14 protein-coding genes are annotated in these 16,416 nt (G+C 66.5%); 7 read left to right on the top strand and 7 right to left on the bottom strand.

Annotation, left to right across the window (positions count from 1 at the left end; all coding sequences use genetic code 11):
* The first annotated feature begins 156 nt into the window (after nucleotides 1-156).
* The 5 genes from LQ144_RS12065 (at nucleotide 157) to LQ144_RS12045 (ending at nucleotide 7,811) form a co-directional block, all read left to right on the top strand.
* Nucleotides 157-4,851 (top strand): carboxypeptidase regulatory-like domain-containing protein, encoded by a 4,695-nt coding sequence (locus LQ144_RS12065; protein WP_230118948.1) that lies wholly within the window; start codon nucleotides 157-159, stop codon nucleotides 4,849-4,851.
* A 234-nt stretch (nucleotides 4,852-5,085) separates the two neighbouring features.
* On the top strand, nucleotides 5,086-5,262 hold the full coding sequence (locus LQ144_RS12060; RefSeq protein ID WP_230118974.1) for a CsbD family protein: 177 nt from the start codon (nucleotides 5,086-5,088) through the stop codon (nucleotides 5,260-5,262).
* 208 nt (nucleotides 5,263-5,470) lie between these two features.
* Complete coding sequence (locus LQ144_RS12055) at nucleotides 5,471-6,280, top strand: hypothetical protein (protein WP_230118947.1); 810 nt, start codon at nucleotides 5,471-5,473, stop codon at nucleotides 6,278-6,280.
* A gap of 157 nt (nucleotides 6,281-6,437) precedes the next feature.
* On the top strand, nucleotides 6,438-7,076 hold the full coding sequence (locus tag LQ144_RS12050; RefSeq protein ID WP_230118946.1) for a hypothetical protein: 639 nt from the start codon (nucleotides 6,438-6,440) through the stop codon (nucleotides 7,074-7,076).
* 3 nt (nucleotides 7,077-7,079) lie between these two features.
* The gene (locus LQ144_RS12045; RefSeq protein WP_230118945.1) at nucleotides 7,080-7,811 is read left to right on the top strand and encodes a sortase; all 732 of its coding nucleotides are present in this window, start codon (nucleotides 7,080-7,082) and stop codon (nucleotides 7,809-7,811) included.
* A gap of 36 nt (nucleotides 7,812-7,847) precedes the next feature.
* Here LQ144_RS12045 and LQ144_RS12040 read toward each other — a convergent pair whose 3' ends face one another.
* The gene (locus tag LQ144_RS12040; RefSeq protein ID WP_230118944.1) at nucleotides 7,848-8,669 is read right to left on the bottom strand and encodes a sulfurtransferase; all 822 of its coding nucleotides are present in this window, start codon (nucleotides 8,667-8,669) and stop codon (nucleotides 7,848-7,850) included.
* Between the two features lie 214 nt (nucleotides 8,670-8,883).
* Between LQ144_RS12040 and LQ144_RS12035 the strand changes: the two genes are divergently transcribed.
* Nucleotides 8,884-10,110, top strand: coding sequence for a glycoside hydrolase family 3 N-terminal domain-containing protein (locus LQ144_RS12035; protein ID WP_230118943.1), 1,227 nt, complete (start codon nucleotides 8,884-8,886; stop codon nucleotides 10,108-10,110).
* Between the two features lie 128 nt (nucleotides 10,111-10,238).
* Here LQ144_RS12035 and LQ144_RS12030 read toward each other — a convergent pair whose 3' ends face one another.
* Nucleotides 10,239-10,628: an Hpt domain-containing protein gene (locus tag LQ144_RS12030; RefSeq protein WP_230118942.1), complete on the bottom strand. Its 390-nt coding sequence runs from the start codon at nucleotides 10,626-10,628 to the stop codon at nucleotides 10,239-10,241.
* 290 nt (nucleotides 10,629-10,918) lie between these two features.
* Here LQ144_RS12030 and LQ144_RS12025 point away from each other — a divergent pair, with 290 nt between their 5' ends.
* Entirely contained in the window at nucleotides 10,919-11,293 is a 375-nt protein-coding gene (locus LQ144_RS12025; protein WP_230118941.1) for a response regulator, read from the top strand.
* Between the two features lie 36 nt (nucleotides 11,294-11,329).
* On the opposite strand, the gene LQ144_RS12020 is transcribed toward LQ144_RS12025, so the two are convergent.
* The 5 genes from LQ144_RS12020 to LQ144_RS12000 all read right to left on the bottom strand — a co-directional run bounded on the left by LQ144_RS12020 (nucleotide 11,330) and on the right by LQ144_RS12000 (nucleotide 16,409).
* A complete protein-coding gene (locus tag LQ144_RS12020; RefSeq protein ID WP_230118940.1) occupies nucleotides 11,330-12,004 on the bottom strand; it encodes a DUF1345 domain-containing protein in 675 nt (224 codons plus the stop codon).
* Nucleotides 12,005-12,011: 7 nt separating this feature from the next.
* A complete protein-coding gene (locus LQ144_RS12015) occupies nucleotides 12,012-12,932 on the bottom strand; it encodes a cytochrome c oxidase assembly protein (RefSeq protein ID WP_230118939.1) in 921 nt (306 codons plus the stop codon).
* A 2-nt stretch (nucleotides 12,933-12,934) separates the two neighbouring features.
* Entirely contained in the window at nucleotides 12,935-13,702 is a 768-nt protein-coding gene (locus LQ144_RS12010; protein ID WP_230118938.1) for a VTT domain-containing protein, read from the bottom strand.
* 98 nt (nucleotides 13,703-13,800) lie between these two features.
* Nucleotides 13,801-14,007, bottom strand: a complete 207-nt coding sequence (locus LQ144_RS12005; protein WP_230118937.1) for a hypothetical protein — start codon at nucleotides 14,005-14,007, stop codon at nucleotides 13,801-13,803.
* A gap of 179 nt (nucleotides 14,008-14,186) precedes the next feature.
* The gene (locus tag LQ144_RS12000; protein ID WP_230118936.1) at nucleotides 14,187-16,409 is read right to left on the bottom strand and encodes a S8 family serine peptidase; all 2,223 of its coding nucleotides are present in this window, start codon (nucleotides 16,407-16,409) and stop codon (nucleotides 14,187-14,189) included.
* Between the last annotated feature and the right edge of the window lie 7 nt (nucleotides 16,410-16,416).

The raw sequence follows: 16,416 nt of genomic DNA, 5'->3' as shown, positions 1-16,416 counted from the left end.
AGGAAGACATGGTTACTAACTCATTTGGACATACAGAGCTGGTTTTGGGAAACACTGCTTTGAATTCCTTTTTGGCGGTTACACTGAAGCGTTCTTTGACAATTAAATGATGCGGCCCAGCCGCTGCATGACCCATGGGGGGTAAAAATGCTCGCTTTGAGCAGGCGATTCCGTTTTCGGATCGCCGTTTTATTATCGGTTCTGTCAGCGCTGGTGCTGCTCGGCATAACGCCTGCCAACGCAGCCGACCTGTCAGATGCATCCATCAGCGGAAAAGTGACGGCACCTGCAGGAGTGGTGCTCACCTCCGTCGGCGTTTCGGTCAGCAGCACCGGCCTGGACTGGTATTCCGGTTACGGACAGGTCGCCGCGGACGGCAGCTATACGGTCAGCGGCCTTCCGGCAGGGTCCTACAAGGTCCAATTCGGTGGTGACTCCGGTGCAATGGGCCAATGGTACTCAGGCGCAACGTCCTTCCAGTCAGCCACACCCGTCACCCTCACGGCCGGCCAAAGCCTGCCCGGCATCAACGCAACCCTCGTCAAGGGCGCCTCCATCAGCGGCCGCGTCACCGTCCCCGCTGGCATCGACCCCAGCTCTGTCGGCGTTTCAGTCAGCAGCACTGGCGCCGACTGGTATTCCGGTTACGGACAGGTTGGCCAGGACGGCAGCTACACGGTCCGCGGCATACCGGCAGGCAGCTACAAAATCCAGTTCTCCGGAAACAACTCGGGCGTCATTACCCAGTGGCATTCGGGAGCGTCGTCCTCCGAGACCGCCACGCCGGTGGCGCTCACCGCAGGCCAGGATCTTAGCGGAATCAACGCGACGCTCGTCATGGGCGCCTCCATCAGCGGCAAAGTTACGGTTCCTGCCGGTGCGGAGGCTGGCTCCTTGCAGGCCGACGTCACCTCGGCAAGCGGAGGCTACGCGGGATCCTCCCAGATCAACGACGACGGCACGTACAAGGTCAACGGCCTGCCGGCAGGCAGCTACAAGGTCCGGTTCTCGGGGTACAACAGCGGCACTTTGCAGCAGTGGTACGCCGGCGCCTCCTCCGAAGCCGCAGCCACGCCCGTGACCCTCGTCGCGGGCCAGGACCGTACCGGGATCGACGCGGCCCTGGTCATGGGCGCGTCCGTCAGCGGAACAGTCACCGCCCCAGCAGGCGTGAATCTGGGCTCCATTCAGGCCACGGTCTACCAGGCCGGCGGAACGAACCCCAACTACGTGGCTTCCTCATCGGTCAACGACGACGGCACGTACAAGGTGGCCGGTCTCCCGTCAGGCAGCTATAAAGTCCAGTTCGCCGGCTACAACACCGCCACGCTGCAGCAGTGGTATTCCGGCGCCTCATCGTTTGAAACCGCAACGCCCATCAGCCTGACAGCGGGGCAGGACCATCCCGGCGTCAATGCCGCCCTGGTCAAGGGCGCGTCAATTTCCGGCAAGGTCACGGCCCCTGTCGGCGTGAACCTGTCCGCGGTGCAGGCCTATCTCTATACGTCAGACAGCTACTCCTACGCGGGATCTGTGCAGGTCACGGCCGACGGCACCTACAACTTCGCCGGCCTTGCGGCCGGATCCTACAAAGTCCAGTTCAGCCCAGGAACCTCGGGGGCACTCGATCAGTGGTACGGCGGCCTGTCGTACACCGAGGCCACGCCCGTCCCCGTCACGGCGAGCCAGGAGCTGACTCTCAGTGACACGCCGCTCATCAGGGGCGCATCCATCAGCGGCAAGGTCACAGCTCCTGCCGGCGTCGATCTGGCCCGAGTAGAAGCCTCCGTCTACAACGCTGACAACTTCAGGGCGTATCCGATCAGTGCCCAGGTGCAGGCCGACGGCACGTATAAGGTCGCCGGCCTCCGCGCCGGAAACTACAAAGTCCAATATTCGGGCTATGACTCTGGGGCGCTGAACCAGTGGTACGCGAACGGCACCACCATTGATACGGCCACGGCACTGCCCGTCACGGCTGGCCAGGATCTCACCGGCATCAACGCGACCCTGATCAAGGGCGCGTCGATCAGCGGCAAGCTCACGGCTCCCGCCGGCGTTGATCTGGCGATGGTCAACGTGTCCGCCACCGCAGAGGGAAGCACCTACGGCAGCTACGGGCGCGTAAACGCAGACGGTACTTACGCCGTCAAGGGACTTCTCGCGGGAACCTACAAAGTCAACTTCTCAAACTACAACTCCGGGGCCCTGGACGAGTGGTACAACAACGCCCAGACCCAGGCGGAGGCCACGCCAATCACGCTCACAGCGGGCCAGGACCGCACGGCAATAGACGCCACTCTTGCCAAGGGCGCCACCATTAGCGGCAAGGTCACGCTGCCGGCAGCCGAATACTCCTCGAACACCTCCGTCACTGCCTTCAAGGCCAGCGACAACACCATGGCCGGCTCTACCTACTCGAATTTCGACGGCACGTACTCAATCCGCGGGCTGAGGCCGGGCAGCTACAAAATCCAGTTCAGCTCCTACGGCTCCGGAACGCTGCCGCAGTGGTACAACAAGGCGTCCAGCATGGACACGGCAACCCCGGTGACAGTGACCGAAGGCCAGACCCTGACGGTGGCCGACACCACTCTGGTCAAGGGTGGCGTCATCAGCGGCAAGATCACCGCTCCAACGGGAACGAACCTCACCGCGTCACAGGTACATGCCACCAAGACCGGCGTCATCGACGGATCCTCCAGCCCCGGCTGGGTGAATCCTGACGGCACATACTCCATCATCGGACTGGAACCCGGCACCTACAAACTGCATTTTTCCGGCGGCCAAAGCGGTGCTGAAGACCTTTGGTACGGGGGCACCAGCGCCGCAACGGCGAAGGCCCTGACCGTTGCTGCCGAGCAGACCATGCCCGGCGTCGACATGACAGTGACTACCGGCGCGTCCATCAAGGGCAAGGTCACCGGCACCGGCACGAATGGCTACCCGCTGTCCGTGCTCGACTCTGCAGGCAAGACCGTCAAAAACGGCTTCACGGACGCCACCGGCAACTACAGCGTGGTCGGCCTCGCGGCGGGTTCCTACAAGGTGGCCTTCAACCGCTCCAGCGGGTATTCGCAGGAAGAAGCGCAGTTCTACCAGAACAAGCCCGAGTCCGCCGGCGTTTCACAGGCACAAGCCATCCCGGTGACCACGGGCCAGGCCGTGCAGAACATCGATGCCGCACTGACAGCAGGCGGGTCCGTCACCGGAACCGTCCTGGACAAGGCCGGGCAGCCAGTGGTCAACGCGTTCGTCCAGGCCTACACGCCGGACGGCTCGCTGGTCACCCGGGACGGCAGCACCACGGCAGCCGGAAAGTACAGCATCAGCGGTCTCACGACGGGCAAGTACGTTATCCGCGTGCATGGCGGCCTGGCTGCCGGTGACCTCTATTCCGGCAACGCGACCACCGAAGCCACAGCCACTCCCGTCGCCGTTGTCAGCGGCAGCGCCACCACGCACGACCTTTCCTTCGCGGCCGCGAACCTGCCCCTTACTTCCCCGGCGCCTACCATCACGGGTACAGCCAAGGCCGGGTCCACGCTGACGGCAGTCCCGGGCACGTGGGGACCGTCACCGGTCGCGCTGACCTATCAGTGGAAAGCGAACGGGACTGCCAGCGGGCTCGCCATCGCCGGCGCCACCGCCAGCACCTACAAGCTGACGACGGCGGACGTCGGCAAGACCATCACGGTCACCGTAACGGGGACCAAGACCGGGTACACCACGGCGGCCAAGACCTCGGTGGCAACAGGTACGGTCATGGCCCTCAACCCGGTCCTGACCGCGCCGGTCCCGAAGGTCACCGGCACGGCCAAGGTGGGCTCCACCCTGACCGCAACCCCGGGCACCTGGGGTCCCGCACCGGTCACGCTGAAGTACCAGTGGAAGGCAAACGGCGTCGCCATCACGGGCGCCACCGCAAGCACCTACAAGCTAGCGGCCACGGACCTGGGCAAGACCGTGACTGTTAGCGTCACGGGGGCCAAGGCCGGCTACACGACCGCGGTCAAAACGAGCACGGCAACAGCCAAGGTGGCCATCGGCACTCTGGCCGCGCCCACGCCCGGAGTTTCCGGCACCGCCAAGGTTGGGTACACCCTGACGGCAACGGGCGTCTGGGGTCCGGCACCGGTCACGCTGAAGTACCAGTGGAAGGCGAACGGCATCGCCATCACCGGCGCCACCGCAAGCACCTACAAGCCGGCCGCTGCAGTGATAGGCAAGGCGCTGACCGTCACGGTCACCGGGAGCAAGGCCGGCTACACCTCCCTGGCCAAGACCTCGGCGATCACTGCAAAGGTGGCCGCCGGCACCCTGACCGCACCCGTACCGGTCATCACCGGCGCGGCCAAGGTCGGGTCCACCCTCACCGCAACAGGCACCTGGGGTCCGGCACCAGTCACCTTGAAGTACCAGTGGAAGGCCAACGGCATCGCCATCACCGGCGCCACCGCAAGCACCTACAAACCGGCAACCACCGTGTTGGGCAAGACCCTGACCGTCACCGTCACCGGCTCCAAGGCCGGCTACACCACGGCGGCCAAGACCTCGGCGGTTACGGCCAAGGTGGCGGCCGGAACCCTCACCGCGCCGGTGCCCGCCATCACGGGCACCGCCAAGGTCGGGTCCATCCTGACGGCGGCGCCCGGCACATGGGGTCCGGCGCCGGTCACGTTGACGTACCAGTGGAAGGCGAACGGGGTCGCCATCACCGGCGCCACCGGCAGCACCTACAAACCGATACCGGCCGTCAGCGGCAAGACCTTGACCGTCACGGTCACCGGTGCCAAGACCGGCTACACGACGGCGGCCAAAACCTCCGCGGCCACGGCCGCGGTGAGCTAGGCAAACCGCCCACTCGGGGCACAAACAAAGGCCACGGCCGTTGCAGCACCTGAACACACCAGGCGTTGCGGCGGCCGTGGCCGCTTTAACAGAGAATCCGGCCATTACGTGGAACCGCCTTCGCCAGGAAAGCTGGCGCCCCGCGCAGGATCTTTCTGGGTAGTCCGCCCGTAAAATATAGACGTGGCCTACGCGCCAGTAGGGTCGCACTGGCCACTCGAGAAGGAGGTCATGATGGGTTTGGGAGACAAGATCCACAATGCCGCCGAGAAACTCCACGGCAGAAGCAAGGAAGCAGCCGGACGCACTACCGGTAACGAACGGCTTAGGGCTGAAGGCCGAGGGCAGCATCTCCGCGCCGACCTCAAGCAGGCGGGCGAAAAGATCAAGGACGCCTTCAGGCGGCACTAGGTCCCAGCTTGAGACGTGAGACCCCATTCAGCCGATCCTGGACGGGGTCTCATTGTGTGCGGGGACGGCGCGCCTCGCCACGGCGTTCCCACCAACAAAAAGTGCACCGAATCACAATTCCACCCATCCGCCCCCAACATCGCTCCGAACTGCATGTGTCCCTGTCAGGGGAGAACCACCACCACTTGCACGAGGAGAATGCTTTCCGATGAACAAGACACTTCGCTTCATGGCAGTTCCCACCCTTGCCCTGGGCGCACTCGCCCTCTCCGGCGCTCCCGCCATGGCCCATGAAGCCCCGGCTCAAACCGGCACCACGCACTCCTACCAGGCCACGCTCGGCCAGCTCAACGGCAGCTCCGCCTCAGGCACCGTCACCGTCGACGTCACCGGCAACCAGGCCCACGCCGTGCTGAACGTCTCCGGCCTCGCCCCCACCTTCATGGACGCACCGTTCCCGCACGTCCAGCACATCCATGTCGGCGCCGCGGGTCAGTGCCCCGGCCCGGCCGCGGATGCCAATGGCGACGGCGTCATCTCCACCACCGAAGGCGCACCCTCCTACGGCAAGATCGGCACCACACTCTCCACCAAGGGCGACACCAGCCCGGCCGCAGGCCTGGACCTCAAGGTCGCCGGCCAGGGCGGCAGCTACACCATTGACCGCACCTTCGACCTCAACGCCGAAACCAAGGCTGCGCTCGATTCCGGCACCGCCGTGGTGGTAGTTCACGGCCTGGACCCCGCCACGCTGAGCGCGGCCGGCCAGGCAGCCAAGAGCGACCTCGTCCCGTCCCTGCCGCTCGCCGCGACCTCGCCGGCACTGTGCGGAACGCTGGCCATGGGCCAGATGAGCATGCCGGTCGGCGGCGCTGACACAGGTGTCGCGCAGCAGCCCGCCGGTACAGCAGCCGGTACCGACGCCGGGACCCTCGCCCTGGGCGGCGGCCTCGTCCTCGCCGCCGCTGCCGGCGGCACCTACGTGATCCGTCGCCGCAAGGCCGCACAGGCAGCCTAAGCCAGGACTGACCACTCCGGCATCGACACGGGCATGAGTGCCGGCTGCTGCGGAGCCCGACGCATCCGCAGCAACCGGAGCTCTGCCCGTGCCGCCGGCTCCTACAGGTTCCTGCAGGTTCCCGTGCAGGACACATTGCGAAGGACAAGGCGCCACCATGAGCAAGGCAAACAGAAACCGTAATCACCTGCTGGGATCCCTGGCGGTGGCGTCCCTGCTGCTGTCGGGATGCGCGGCAGCGGCCGGAGCGCCCGGATCAGCATCCACTGCATCGGCCTCGGATTCCCCGGCAACGCAGCACTCCGTCGACCATTCCGCAGCAGCGGCGTCCTCCGCCACCCCCGCCACCGAGTCCCAGGACAGCCCGTCCGGGGCCGCCAGGATGGTCTGCGGGCCGGAGACCCAGGACAACGTCTCCGAGATTTTGCAGCTGAAGGCCGCACCGCACAGCGTCTCCACTTGGGCCGACAAGACCTTTACCTGCACCTACCACCTCGCCGAGGGGCCCTTGGTGATCTCCGTCAAGGAATCAGCAGACCCAGCCTCGGCGCGGAAGTACTTCGACGCCCTGGCAGGCAAGATCGGCGGAACAGAGCCGATCAAGGGTCTGGCAAACCTGGGTTTCCCCGCCTACCAGACGGACGACGGATCGGTCGTCTTCCTCAAGGACAACAACACCCTGTACGTCAACGCCACAAAGCTGCCGGCCGCCGTCGGCCCCCACGGCGCAACCCCCACCGCGTTCGCCTACCAGGTGTCCACCACCATCCTGGCGTGCTGGAAGGAACACCACTAAGCCATGGCACCCCCATCGACGCGGCCACACCGAGGCATCCTGCGCAGAGGCGCCCTCCCGTCCGCCGCGGTCTCCCTCCTGGTCCTATGCGGACTGGCCCTGGGCGGCTGCGGGGCAGCCGGTCAGGCGGCCGCCCCTTCGGCAACCGGCGGACCGCAGACCGGAGCCGCAGCGTCGGGTGCCGCGTCGCCGTCGGCCGTTCCGTCCACAAAGGCACCGCAGATTAAGAGCCCGACGGCGGCAGCCGCCAAGGCGGCCAAGATCCCCTCCCCTGCCCGGCCGGCTCCGGCACCCGTGGCGCTGAGTGTTCCGGCCATCGGCGTGCAGTCGCCGCTCGTGAAGCTGGCGCTCCGGCCCAACAAGTCGCTGGAGGTGCCGCCGGACGGCCCTGGCGCACCCGCCGGCTGGTACAGCGGCTCCCCCGCGCCGGGCGACACCGGTCCGGCCGTGTTCCTGGGCCACGTCAACTCGACAAGCGGCGGCCCCGGGGTCTTCGCGAACCTCCGCAGCCTGAAACCCGGCGACGAGATCGCGGTGCAGCGGGCCGACCACAGCACCGTGGCCTTCACGGTTGCAAAGGCTGCCGCCTACAGCAAGAACAGCTTCCCCACGCTTCAGGTGTACGGCAACACCAAGGGGCCCGAGGTGCGGCTCATCACCTGCGACGGGTACGACCCCGCAACCGGCCTGTTCAACGACAACTACGTGGTGTACGCCAAGCTCAAGGCCAAGTAGGCCGGCCAAACCAACCCGCTGCGCAGTTCCAATCGCTCAGACCGTCCCGACGGGCAGCTCCGACGCCCGCGAATACTGCGACCAGCCGCCGACGAACAGCTTGCCCCGGCCCATGCCGAGGTACTCCAGCACCAGCAGGTTGTGGCAGGCTGTCACCCCGGAGCCGCAGTAGTTGACCGTGTCACGAGCGGAGCCAATCCCGGCCCGGCTGAAATTCTCCAGCAGCTGGGACCGCGGGACCAGCTTTCCCGAGGGCCCCAGGTTCTCCCTGCACGGCACGTTTACCGCACCGGGAATGTGCCCGGGACGGGGATCGACGGGGTCCTGCATCCCAAGGTAGCGGTCACGGTTCCGGGCGTCGATGACTGTGGCTGCGGCTGACGCTTCCGTGATGTCGGCCAGCAGTCCGGTCGGCCAGGGACGGGCGGTGAAGTCTCCGGGCACGGCTGCCGGAATCGCCGTCTCCAGCACGTCGGCATAGGACGTCAGGCCGCCGTCCAGGACAGCGGCATCGTGTCCGGTGACTCGCAGCATCCAGACCAGACGAGCCGCAATGACGCCGCCGGCATCGTCGTAGGCCACCACCACATCCGAGCCGTTGATACCGCTCTGACGCATGCCTTCGGCGAAAACCTCCGGATCCGGCAGCGGATTGCGCCCGGATTCCTTCGTCGCCGGCGCGGAAAGCCAGCGGTCGAGGTCGACGAACACGGCGCCGGGGAGGTGGCCGCGGTTGTAGGCGTCCCGCCCGGACGATCCGTCCAGGTACCAGCGCGTGTCCGCGACGACCACCCGCCGTCCCTGGCCTGCGCACCATTCGAGGTCCACGAAGGGCTGAATATTGCTTGCTTCCGACATGGGCTCCAGCGTAATCCTCCGTCTCGGAGTTCGAGATGGCCATATCAACATGCGGACTCTGCGCGCCTGACGCATTTGCTGCCCGCGACGTCGAGGGGCCACGGCGGTCCCTGCCCGTCCGGCCGGACGGGCGGGGCCCGCAAATAGCCAACGGACAGAGCGGAACCGGCGTACGCTGGTGGATATATGAGTGCCCCAGCCAAGCCGTGTGACCATGCGTGAACTAAGTAAAATTTCGGTCCTGGGAGTCTCCCTCCTGCTCGCCTTGGCGTCGTGCGCCCCGCCGCCGTCGCCCGCGCCCGGCAAGCAGGCGAGCCGGGCCGCCGGCACCCACGTTGCCGCTCCCGCCCACATCACCACCGCCGCACCGGCGGCGATGGCACCCCAGGCGCTTGCACCGGCTGCGCTGACCCCGGCGCAGCAGCTTGCCAGGCTGACCCTGGCGCAGCGTGTGGGCCAGCTGTTCATGATTGCTTCTGCGGCCACCGGCGCCGACATTAACACCATGTCCGATATCACCAAGTACCACGTGGGCAGTGTGTACCTGGCGGGGCGCAGCCGCGCTGGCACCGGTGCCACGGCCGCCGTCGTCCGCCGGATGACCGCAACCGTATCGACGGCCACCACCGGGGGCATCCGGCTCGCTGTGGCGACCGACCAGGAAGGCGGCTTCGTCCAGGTCCTCGGCGGCCCGGGCTTCTCAGTGATTCCGACGGCGGTGGCCCAGGGCAGGCAGGCGCCGGCAGTGCTGCAGGCCAATGCGCGCGTCTGGGGGAACCAACTGCGCGCCGCCGGGCTTAACCTGAATCTGGCGCCAGTACTGGATACCGTCCCGAGCGCGCAGTTCGCTCCGCACAACGCGCCCATCGGCTTCTTCGGCCGCGAATACGGGTTCACGCCGCAGACAGTCTCCAGCCGCGGCGGAGCCTTTGCTGCGGGCATGCGCCAGGCCGGCGTCGCACCTGCGGTCAAGCATTTCCCGGGGCTTGGCCGCGTCACCCTCAACACCGACACCACCCGCAACGTCCACGACACCGTCACCACGCGCACCGATCCCTACCTGCTGCCGTTCCGGACGGCCATCCAGGCGGGCGCCCGCTGGGTGATGGTGTCCAGCGCCTACTACAACCGCATCGACGCCGCCCACATCGCCCCGCTCTCGCCGGTGATCATGCGCACCATGCTGCGGGGGGACCTGCACTTCACCGGGGTCATCCTGTCCGATGACCTGTGCAATGCCGCGCAGTTGGCTCCGTGGGCCAAGGGCGCCCGGGCCACCGGTTTCATCCACGCCGGCGGAACCATGCTGCTGTGCGCAAACCCGCGGGACATTCCGGTCATGACCTCAGCGGTGCTGCAGCTCGCGCAGCACAACCCCGCCTTCGCGGCCGAGGTCAACGCCGCCGCCCTGAAAGTGCTGACGGTGAAGGCCGGGCACTAGCGGCGGACCCCCAAGAGGCCGGTGACGCGCTGGGCACCGAGCCGCCAGATTCGCATGTCATAGACGCACCTATGGCCCCGGACGCCGTCTTACGAAATTGACGCCCAAGACACCCTCGGCCTGGCCCCTCAGCGGACTCTTTGCTGGTTTCGGGCCTCGGAAACGATGCGGGACAGCTCCTTGGAAAGAACGGAACTGGCAGTCTCTGAACTTGGCCAGTGACCGATCTGTAACCGACGTTCCAGGGTACGGGCGCAGTCTTCCATCTGCAGGGCGCCGACCATTGCGGACGTAACTTTGAGGCTCACCACGGCATCCAACGTTTTTTCCAGGTCCTCGGCCGCGACACCGGCAACGATGTTGGCCGAGCGTGCCGGCAACAAATCCAAGTACTCGCTAAAGAATCTGTCCGCCACGCACTGACCGGCCTGCTCGGCGAGAATGCGTAGAGCAACGGTGTCGAGGACGGGCGGCCGTTGTCCTGCCCTTGTCCCCGCCGCCTGCTGACCTGTCCTCATTTGGGACTACGGGTCAGGCGCTGCCCAAGAACTGCCTTGGGACGGCTGCGCTGTTGCGAGATGTTCACACTCATTCCGATCCGTCATAGGCACCACGACGCCGCTGTACGGCGCACTGTTAAGTGTTCTCCAGAAGGCTCAAAGTCTATGCAGCCTATCCCCAAGATCGGCTCAGCTTTCCCCAAGTTACGGCCGGACCCGCACTGGCGCCTGCCCCCCGGGGCGCTTCGGGCTTCCTCTTGGTAGGGTTTCGTCAAGGGCAATACTGGGGCGGCCCAAGGAGAATTTTGATGGCGGGTAGCCGGACGGCTGTTGTGGTTGAAGACGATGCGGACGTCGGCGGTCTTATTCATGCAATCCTGGGAGCCGGCGGCGTTACCGCCCGACTCGCAGAAACAGGCACCGCAGGTGTTGACGCCGTACGCATGCACTCCCCCGATATCGTAATCCTGGACTTCGGGTTACCGGACATCACAGGCCTGGAAGTCATCCGCCGAATCAGGAGCTTCAGCGACGTCTACATCCTCATGCTCACGGGCCATGAAGAAATGATGGACGCCGTGATCTCGGCAGGAGCCAACGCCGTCATGTCTAAGCCGTTCCGCCCACGTGCATTGCGAGCCCAAGTCGACGAGGCGCTCGGGCTGCAACTCCCTCGACCTTAGGCGCGCGTGTTCGCGGCCCCTCAGCGGACTCTCCGCTCAGCGGACCAGGCCGGAAACGAGGTTGATGGTGGTGGCCAGCACGATGGCTCCCAGCAGATATGAGAGCAGGGCGTGGCGCAGCACAGTGCCGCGGATGGCGTCGGTTTTCAGGTCGGTGTCGGAGACCTGGAAACACATGCCGACGGTGAAGGACAGGTAGGCGAAGTCCAGGTAGCGCGGCGGCCTGTCCTCGTTGAAGTCCACGCCGGCCTTGTCCCGGTAATGAATCGAGGCGTAGCGCAGGGCAAAGAGCGTATGCACCAGGAACCAGGACATCGCCACGCTTCCCAGCGCCAGGGCGATGATCGCTGCCTTCCCTCCGCCTTCAGTGGTGGAGGCGTCCAGCAGGATGAGGGCCACACCGCCGAAGCTGGCTATGGTTGCCGCGAGCACCAGCGCATCCGAAGCGGCCCTGCCCGGATCGTCGCGCCGGGCGTGCGCGGCCGTGGCTCCCGCGTCCAGTCCCCCGATGATGGTCCAGACCCAGATGAGGTAGGTGGCACACGCGGCCGCCCAGCCCATCGCAGGCGCGTACGACCACGATTTCAGGAGCCCCACGGCAACGGCCGCGCCGATACCCACCACGGCCATCACCAGAAGGCGAAGCCGAGAGTGATGGGCCGGCCTGTCGTATTCCGTGGCCTGGTGCCCTGCCCTGTCCGTTGCGCTCATGGTCTGATCATTCCAGTTCCGCGGCCGGAAGCCGGGCGGCGGCCTGGCCGTGGCCGCTTAGATGTTGGCGGTTGAGGGCGTCCAGCTCGTCATCCGTGAGGTCGTCGAAGGACCGGGCTTCGTGGCGGTCACTGCGGGCGAAGCGGACGAACATCAGGATGATCAGCGGCAGGTCGACTATTTCGGCGAGGAACCACAGCAGGTCTCCGGCCATCTGCTGGTCCCGGAGAGGACCCGGCTGCCAGCTGCGGTGTCCGGCCGCGATCCGCCCGGCCCCGTCCAGGATCCCCGGGCTCAGCCGCATCAGGATTCCGGGCACGGCATCGGCAAGGAGCTCGATAAAGACGTAGATGAACTCGACAACGATCAGCGCATTGACGGCCTTGGTTGATCCATCCTCGATGATCGGCACCGCCATCAGCATCCCGAGCAGGGGCACGAATACGGTCAGGACCACGTCCCATACCGGGCTGGTCCGCAGCGGATAGAAAAGCGGTGTGAGGAACAGGCTGAACATGCCCAGCCCCAGCAGCGCAGCAACCACGGTGTTGCTCAGGGAGCGCACCACGCCGTGGTTCAGGATCTTCTCCAGCCGCGAAGCGCCGGCAGCGCCCAGGGAGTTCCGGGCCAGGGTTAGCGGCTTTCCCGCTGCCACGAGCAACGGGACGATGAAGAGGTAAGAGGTTTCCTTCAGCGTGAAGACCCACCGGAGATCGTGGCTGTAGACGCCCGTGAAGCCGAAGCTGAGCACGGCGAAGCTGCCCAGGCCCAGCACGTAGAACGTCGCCGTCCGCCACCACGGCCAGGTGATGCCGCGGCTCCCTGCGGCCCGGACGCCGCGCGCGTAGAACGCAGCGGCCAGTAGCAGCAGCACAAGGGCCGGCCAGTTAGGCGTCCATGAAGTCCAGACGACTTCCCACGGTGGCATGGTCAGTTCCTTCGTGCGACTTCTTCAGCCGGCAATCCGTCCGCGGCGTCCCCGCGGACGTCTGCGTCAGCGCCGGCGTCGGCGTCGGCCTCATTGGCGTCCTCCTGGACGTCGGCTTTCCTGCTCCGGCGGTGCTTGAGGTATTCGATGCCCCAGGGCACCACGGAGACCAGGACCATGACGACGGCGATGACGTCGATGTTCTTGGCCACGATATCGAAGTGTCCCAGCCAGGTGCCCAGCAGCGTCACGGACGTGGCCCACGCGAGGGCGCCCACGATGTTCCACAGCGAGAAGGACTTGTAGCCGTAGCGGGCGATCCCCGCGCTCAGCGGCGCATAGGTCCGCACGATCGGAACGAAGCGGGCCAGCACAATGGCCGGTCCGCCGTGGCGGCGGAAGAAGTCCTCGGTCTTGTCCAGATGGGAGGTCTTCAGGATTTTCGCATCGTCCTTGAACCACCGGCGGCCAAACTTTCGTCCGAGCATGTAGCCCACCTGGTCCCCGGCCACCGCCGCCGCCGTGATGACGCCGATCAGCACCGGCAGCGCCAGGTTCAGCTGCTGGTGAAGGAGTCCGGCCGTGAAGAGCAGGGAGTCACCGGGCAGGAACGGGAAAAGGACACCGGATTCGATGAACACCATGACTGCGATGACCGAGAGGGTGGCCGGCCCCAGGCCCTGCAGCAGGGCCGCCGGGTCCAGCAGGGACGGGATCCCGGCGGACGACGCCACGGCCGGGGCCAGCGCAAGGGCATGAAGAGTATGCATGGAACCACTCTCGCCCGCGGTCTCAAAGAAAACCCTAAGAAAACGGACGCTGGCCCGCCGTCGTGGACGGCGGGCCGGCGTTTCCGGTGGTGCGCGGCCTACTCGGCCAGTTTTGCCACCGCCTGGGCCCACAGGAAGAACTTGTTGGTGCCCAGGTCTTTGATGGTCTTGATGCCGAGGGCCTCCTGGAGCTTTTGGGCGTCGGACTCGGACAGGCCCTGGAGTGCACCGACGGGTGCCTTGGCCAGTTCCTCGATGCTCTTGCTTTCGTATTCAGAATCGAACTTACTGCTGAGGCCAGCCACTGTGAAGCTCCTTTGCTCAAGTGAAGCCCGGACGCATGCCGGGCAGGCGGTCCGCCCAAGGAACAGCAAAGCACGAGTCGGCGCCGGCGTCGAGACACCGGAGTTAAACGGGAAACGGCCGCCGCGTCAGGAGACGCAGCGGCCGTCTCCAAGTCCCAAGACTCTCCTGAGCAGGGGCGTCAGTTCCAGCCCGAGCCGGCAGTAGACCGCCCCAGGAAGCCGCCCACGCCGTTGCCCTTGTACAGCCAGAGTGCGCCGGCGGAATCCACCGCGAGGACGTCGTTCCTGGCGTCGCCGTTGAAGTCGCCGCGGGCGGTGATGGCCGTCATCGCGTTCCAGCCGATGCCGGCCTTCAGCCTTCCGGAGAAGCCGCCGCGGCCGTTGCCCGTGTACAGCCAGAGCGCACCGGCGGTGTCGCGGGCCAGCACGTCGGCCCTCCGGTCGCCGTTCATGTCACCGGGACCCACGACGGCGGTCATCGAGTTCCAGCCGGAGCCCACCTTGACGCGTGCGAGCCAGCCGCCTCGCCCGTTGCCCGGGTACAGCCAGAGCACGCCGGCTGTGTCGCGGGCCAGGACGTCCGATTTCGCATCACCGTTAATGTCGCCCGGACCGATGATGCTACTAAAGGCGTTCCAGCCGGAACCCACCTTCACCCGTGCGAGGAAGCCTCCACGCCCGTTGCCCGGGAAGAGCCACAGCGCTCCGGAACTGTCGCGGGCCAGGACATCGGCCCTGCCGTCACCGTTGAAATCGCCGGGAGCGACAATGGCCGTCATGCCGTTCCAGCCCGTGCCGGACTTCACCCGTGCCAGCCAGCCGCCGCTGCCGTTGCCGGGGTAGAGCCACAGCGCCCCAGAGTTGTCCCGGGCCAGCACGTCGGACTTCCGGTCGCCGTTCAGATCGCCGGCGGCCACCACGGCGTTGATGTGCAGAACCGCGCCGGCGGCGTCCACGAGGCCGGCCCCGCAGCCTGACGGGCAGCCGCCGGTAACTGGACGTGCTGTCCGCTTCAGGCGGGCCTCGACCGCGGCGGGCGTTGCGGTCGGCCCCATCTGCGCCATCAGCAGCGCGGCCACGCCGGCAACGTGCGGGGCGGCCGCGGACGTGCCCTCGGCAAAGTAGTAGGACGAGTCCGTCTGGGCGGTGGTCGCGCCGTCGTTGCGGATGGACAGGATGCCGCCCGAAACGCTGTCGTCCGGGTTCCCGCCGGGAGCCGGTGTCATGTCGCCGCCGGGGGCGGTGACGTCCACGTTGGGGCCGAAGTTTGAGTACGGGGCAAACGAACCGCTGGGACCACTGGCTGCAACAGTGATGACGTTCTGGCAATTCGCGGGCTCCGAGGTCGCGGCGGACACGCTCTCATTCCCGGCAGCAACCACCACAGCGGCACCCCGGCCGGTGGCGGTGTTAATGGCATCCTGCCAGGTCTGCGAACATGCTTCTGTGCCGCCAAGGCTGAGGTTGATGACGCGCGCCGGGGTGGGATTCAGGGGCGCATCAGCCACGGGAGCTCCCGACGCCCAGATCACGGCGTCCGTGATGTCCGAGGTGAAGCCGCCACAGGGTCCCATGGCCCTGACCGGCAGGATTTTGGCCTTTGGAGCCACGCCGGCAATGCCGTCAGCATTTCCGGTGACGGCACCAATGATGCCGGCCACGAAGGTGCCGTGCCAGGACGACTCGGTGGCAGCCGCATCGGCCGCGCAGAATCCGGGGTCGGTCCAGTCCCCTTCGTCCGTGGGGTCGGAGTCGCGGCCGTTGCCGTCGCGGGCTTCATCCGGGTCGGTGATCATGTCGTAGCCCTGCAGCACATTGGCATTCACGTCGTCGTGGCGGGTGATGCCGGTGTCCACCACGGCCACCACCTGGCCCGCGCCCTGGGTAACGTCCCAGGCCCGGGTCACCTTGATGCCGCCCGTTTGCTGGGACAGGTTCCACTGGAACGGAAAGTAGGGGTCGTTCGGGTCGGCGACCTTGGGGTGCATCAGGACGTCGGGCTCTGCATAGGCCACGGCGGGATCGGCACGCAGTGACGCGAGAAGCTTTGCCGAATCGCCGGCGCCCAGTTTCTTGGCGGTCCGCAGCACGCGGGCGCCGCCGGACGTGGCGCGGAGGTCCTTCACGGTGGAGCCGAGTTTGACGGCGGCCCGCCCGTAGGTCTTTGCCCGCTCCGCGGGTACGGTAGCCGCCCCGTCCTTGAACTTCACAATGAACTGGTTGGTCGCCGCTGCTGCACCGGAGGAGGGCCGCGCAATCGAGGCTGCGGGCGGCACTGCCGGCAGCGGCGCCGGGGCATCGTCTGCCGATGCCGGCGGGCCGATCAGCGCACCGGCGGCCAGCACCGCAACGCCGGCCGAGGCCAAGAGGGAGGAGAAATACGATCGGCGCGCGTGAGACATCGAGACC

This window comes from Arthrobacter sp. Bi83, from assembly GCF_918698095.1.
In the GTDB taxonomy this organism is placed as follows: domain Bacteria; phylum Actinomycetota; class Actinomycetes; order Actinomycetales; family Micrococcaceae; genus Arthrobacter.
The sequence above is the reverse complement of the archived record's forward strand: the minus strand, read 5'-3'. Positions and strand labels throughout refer to the sequence as shown.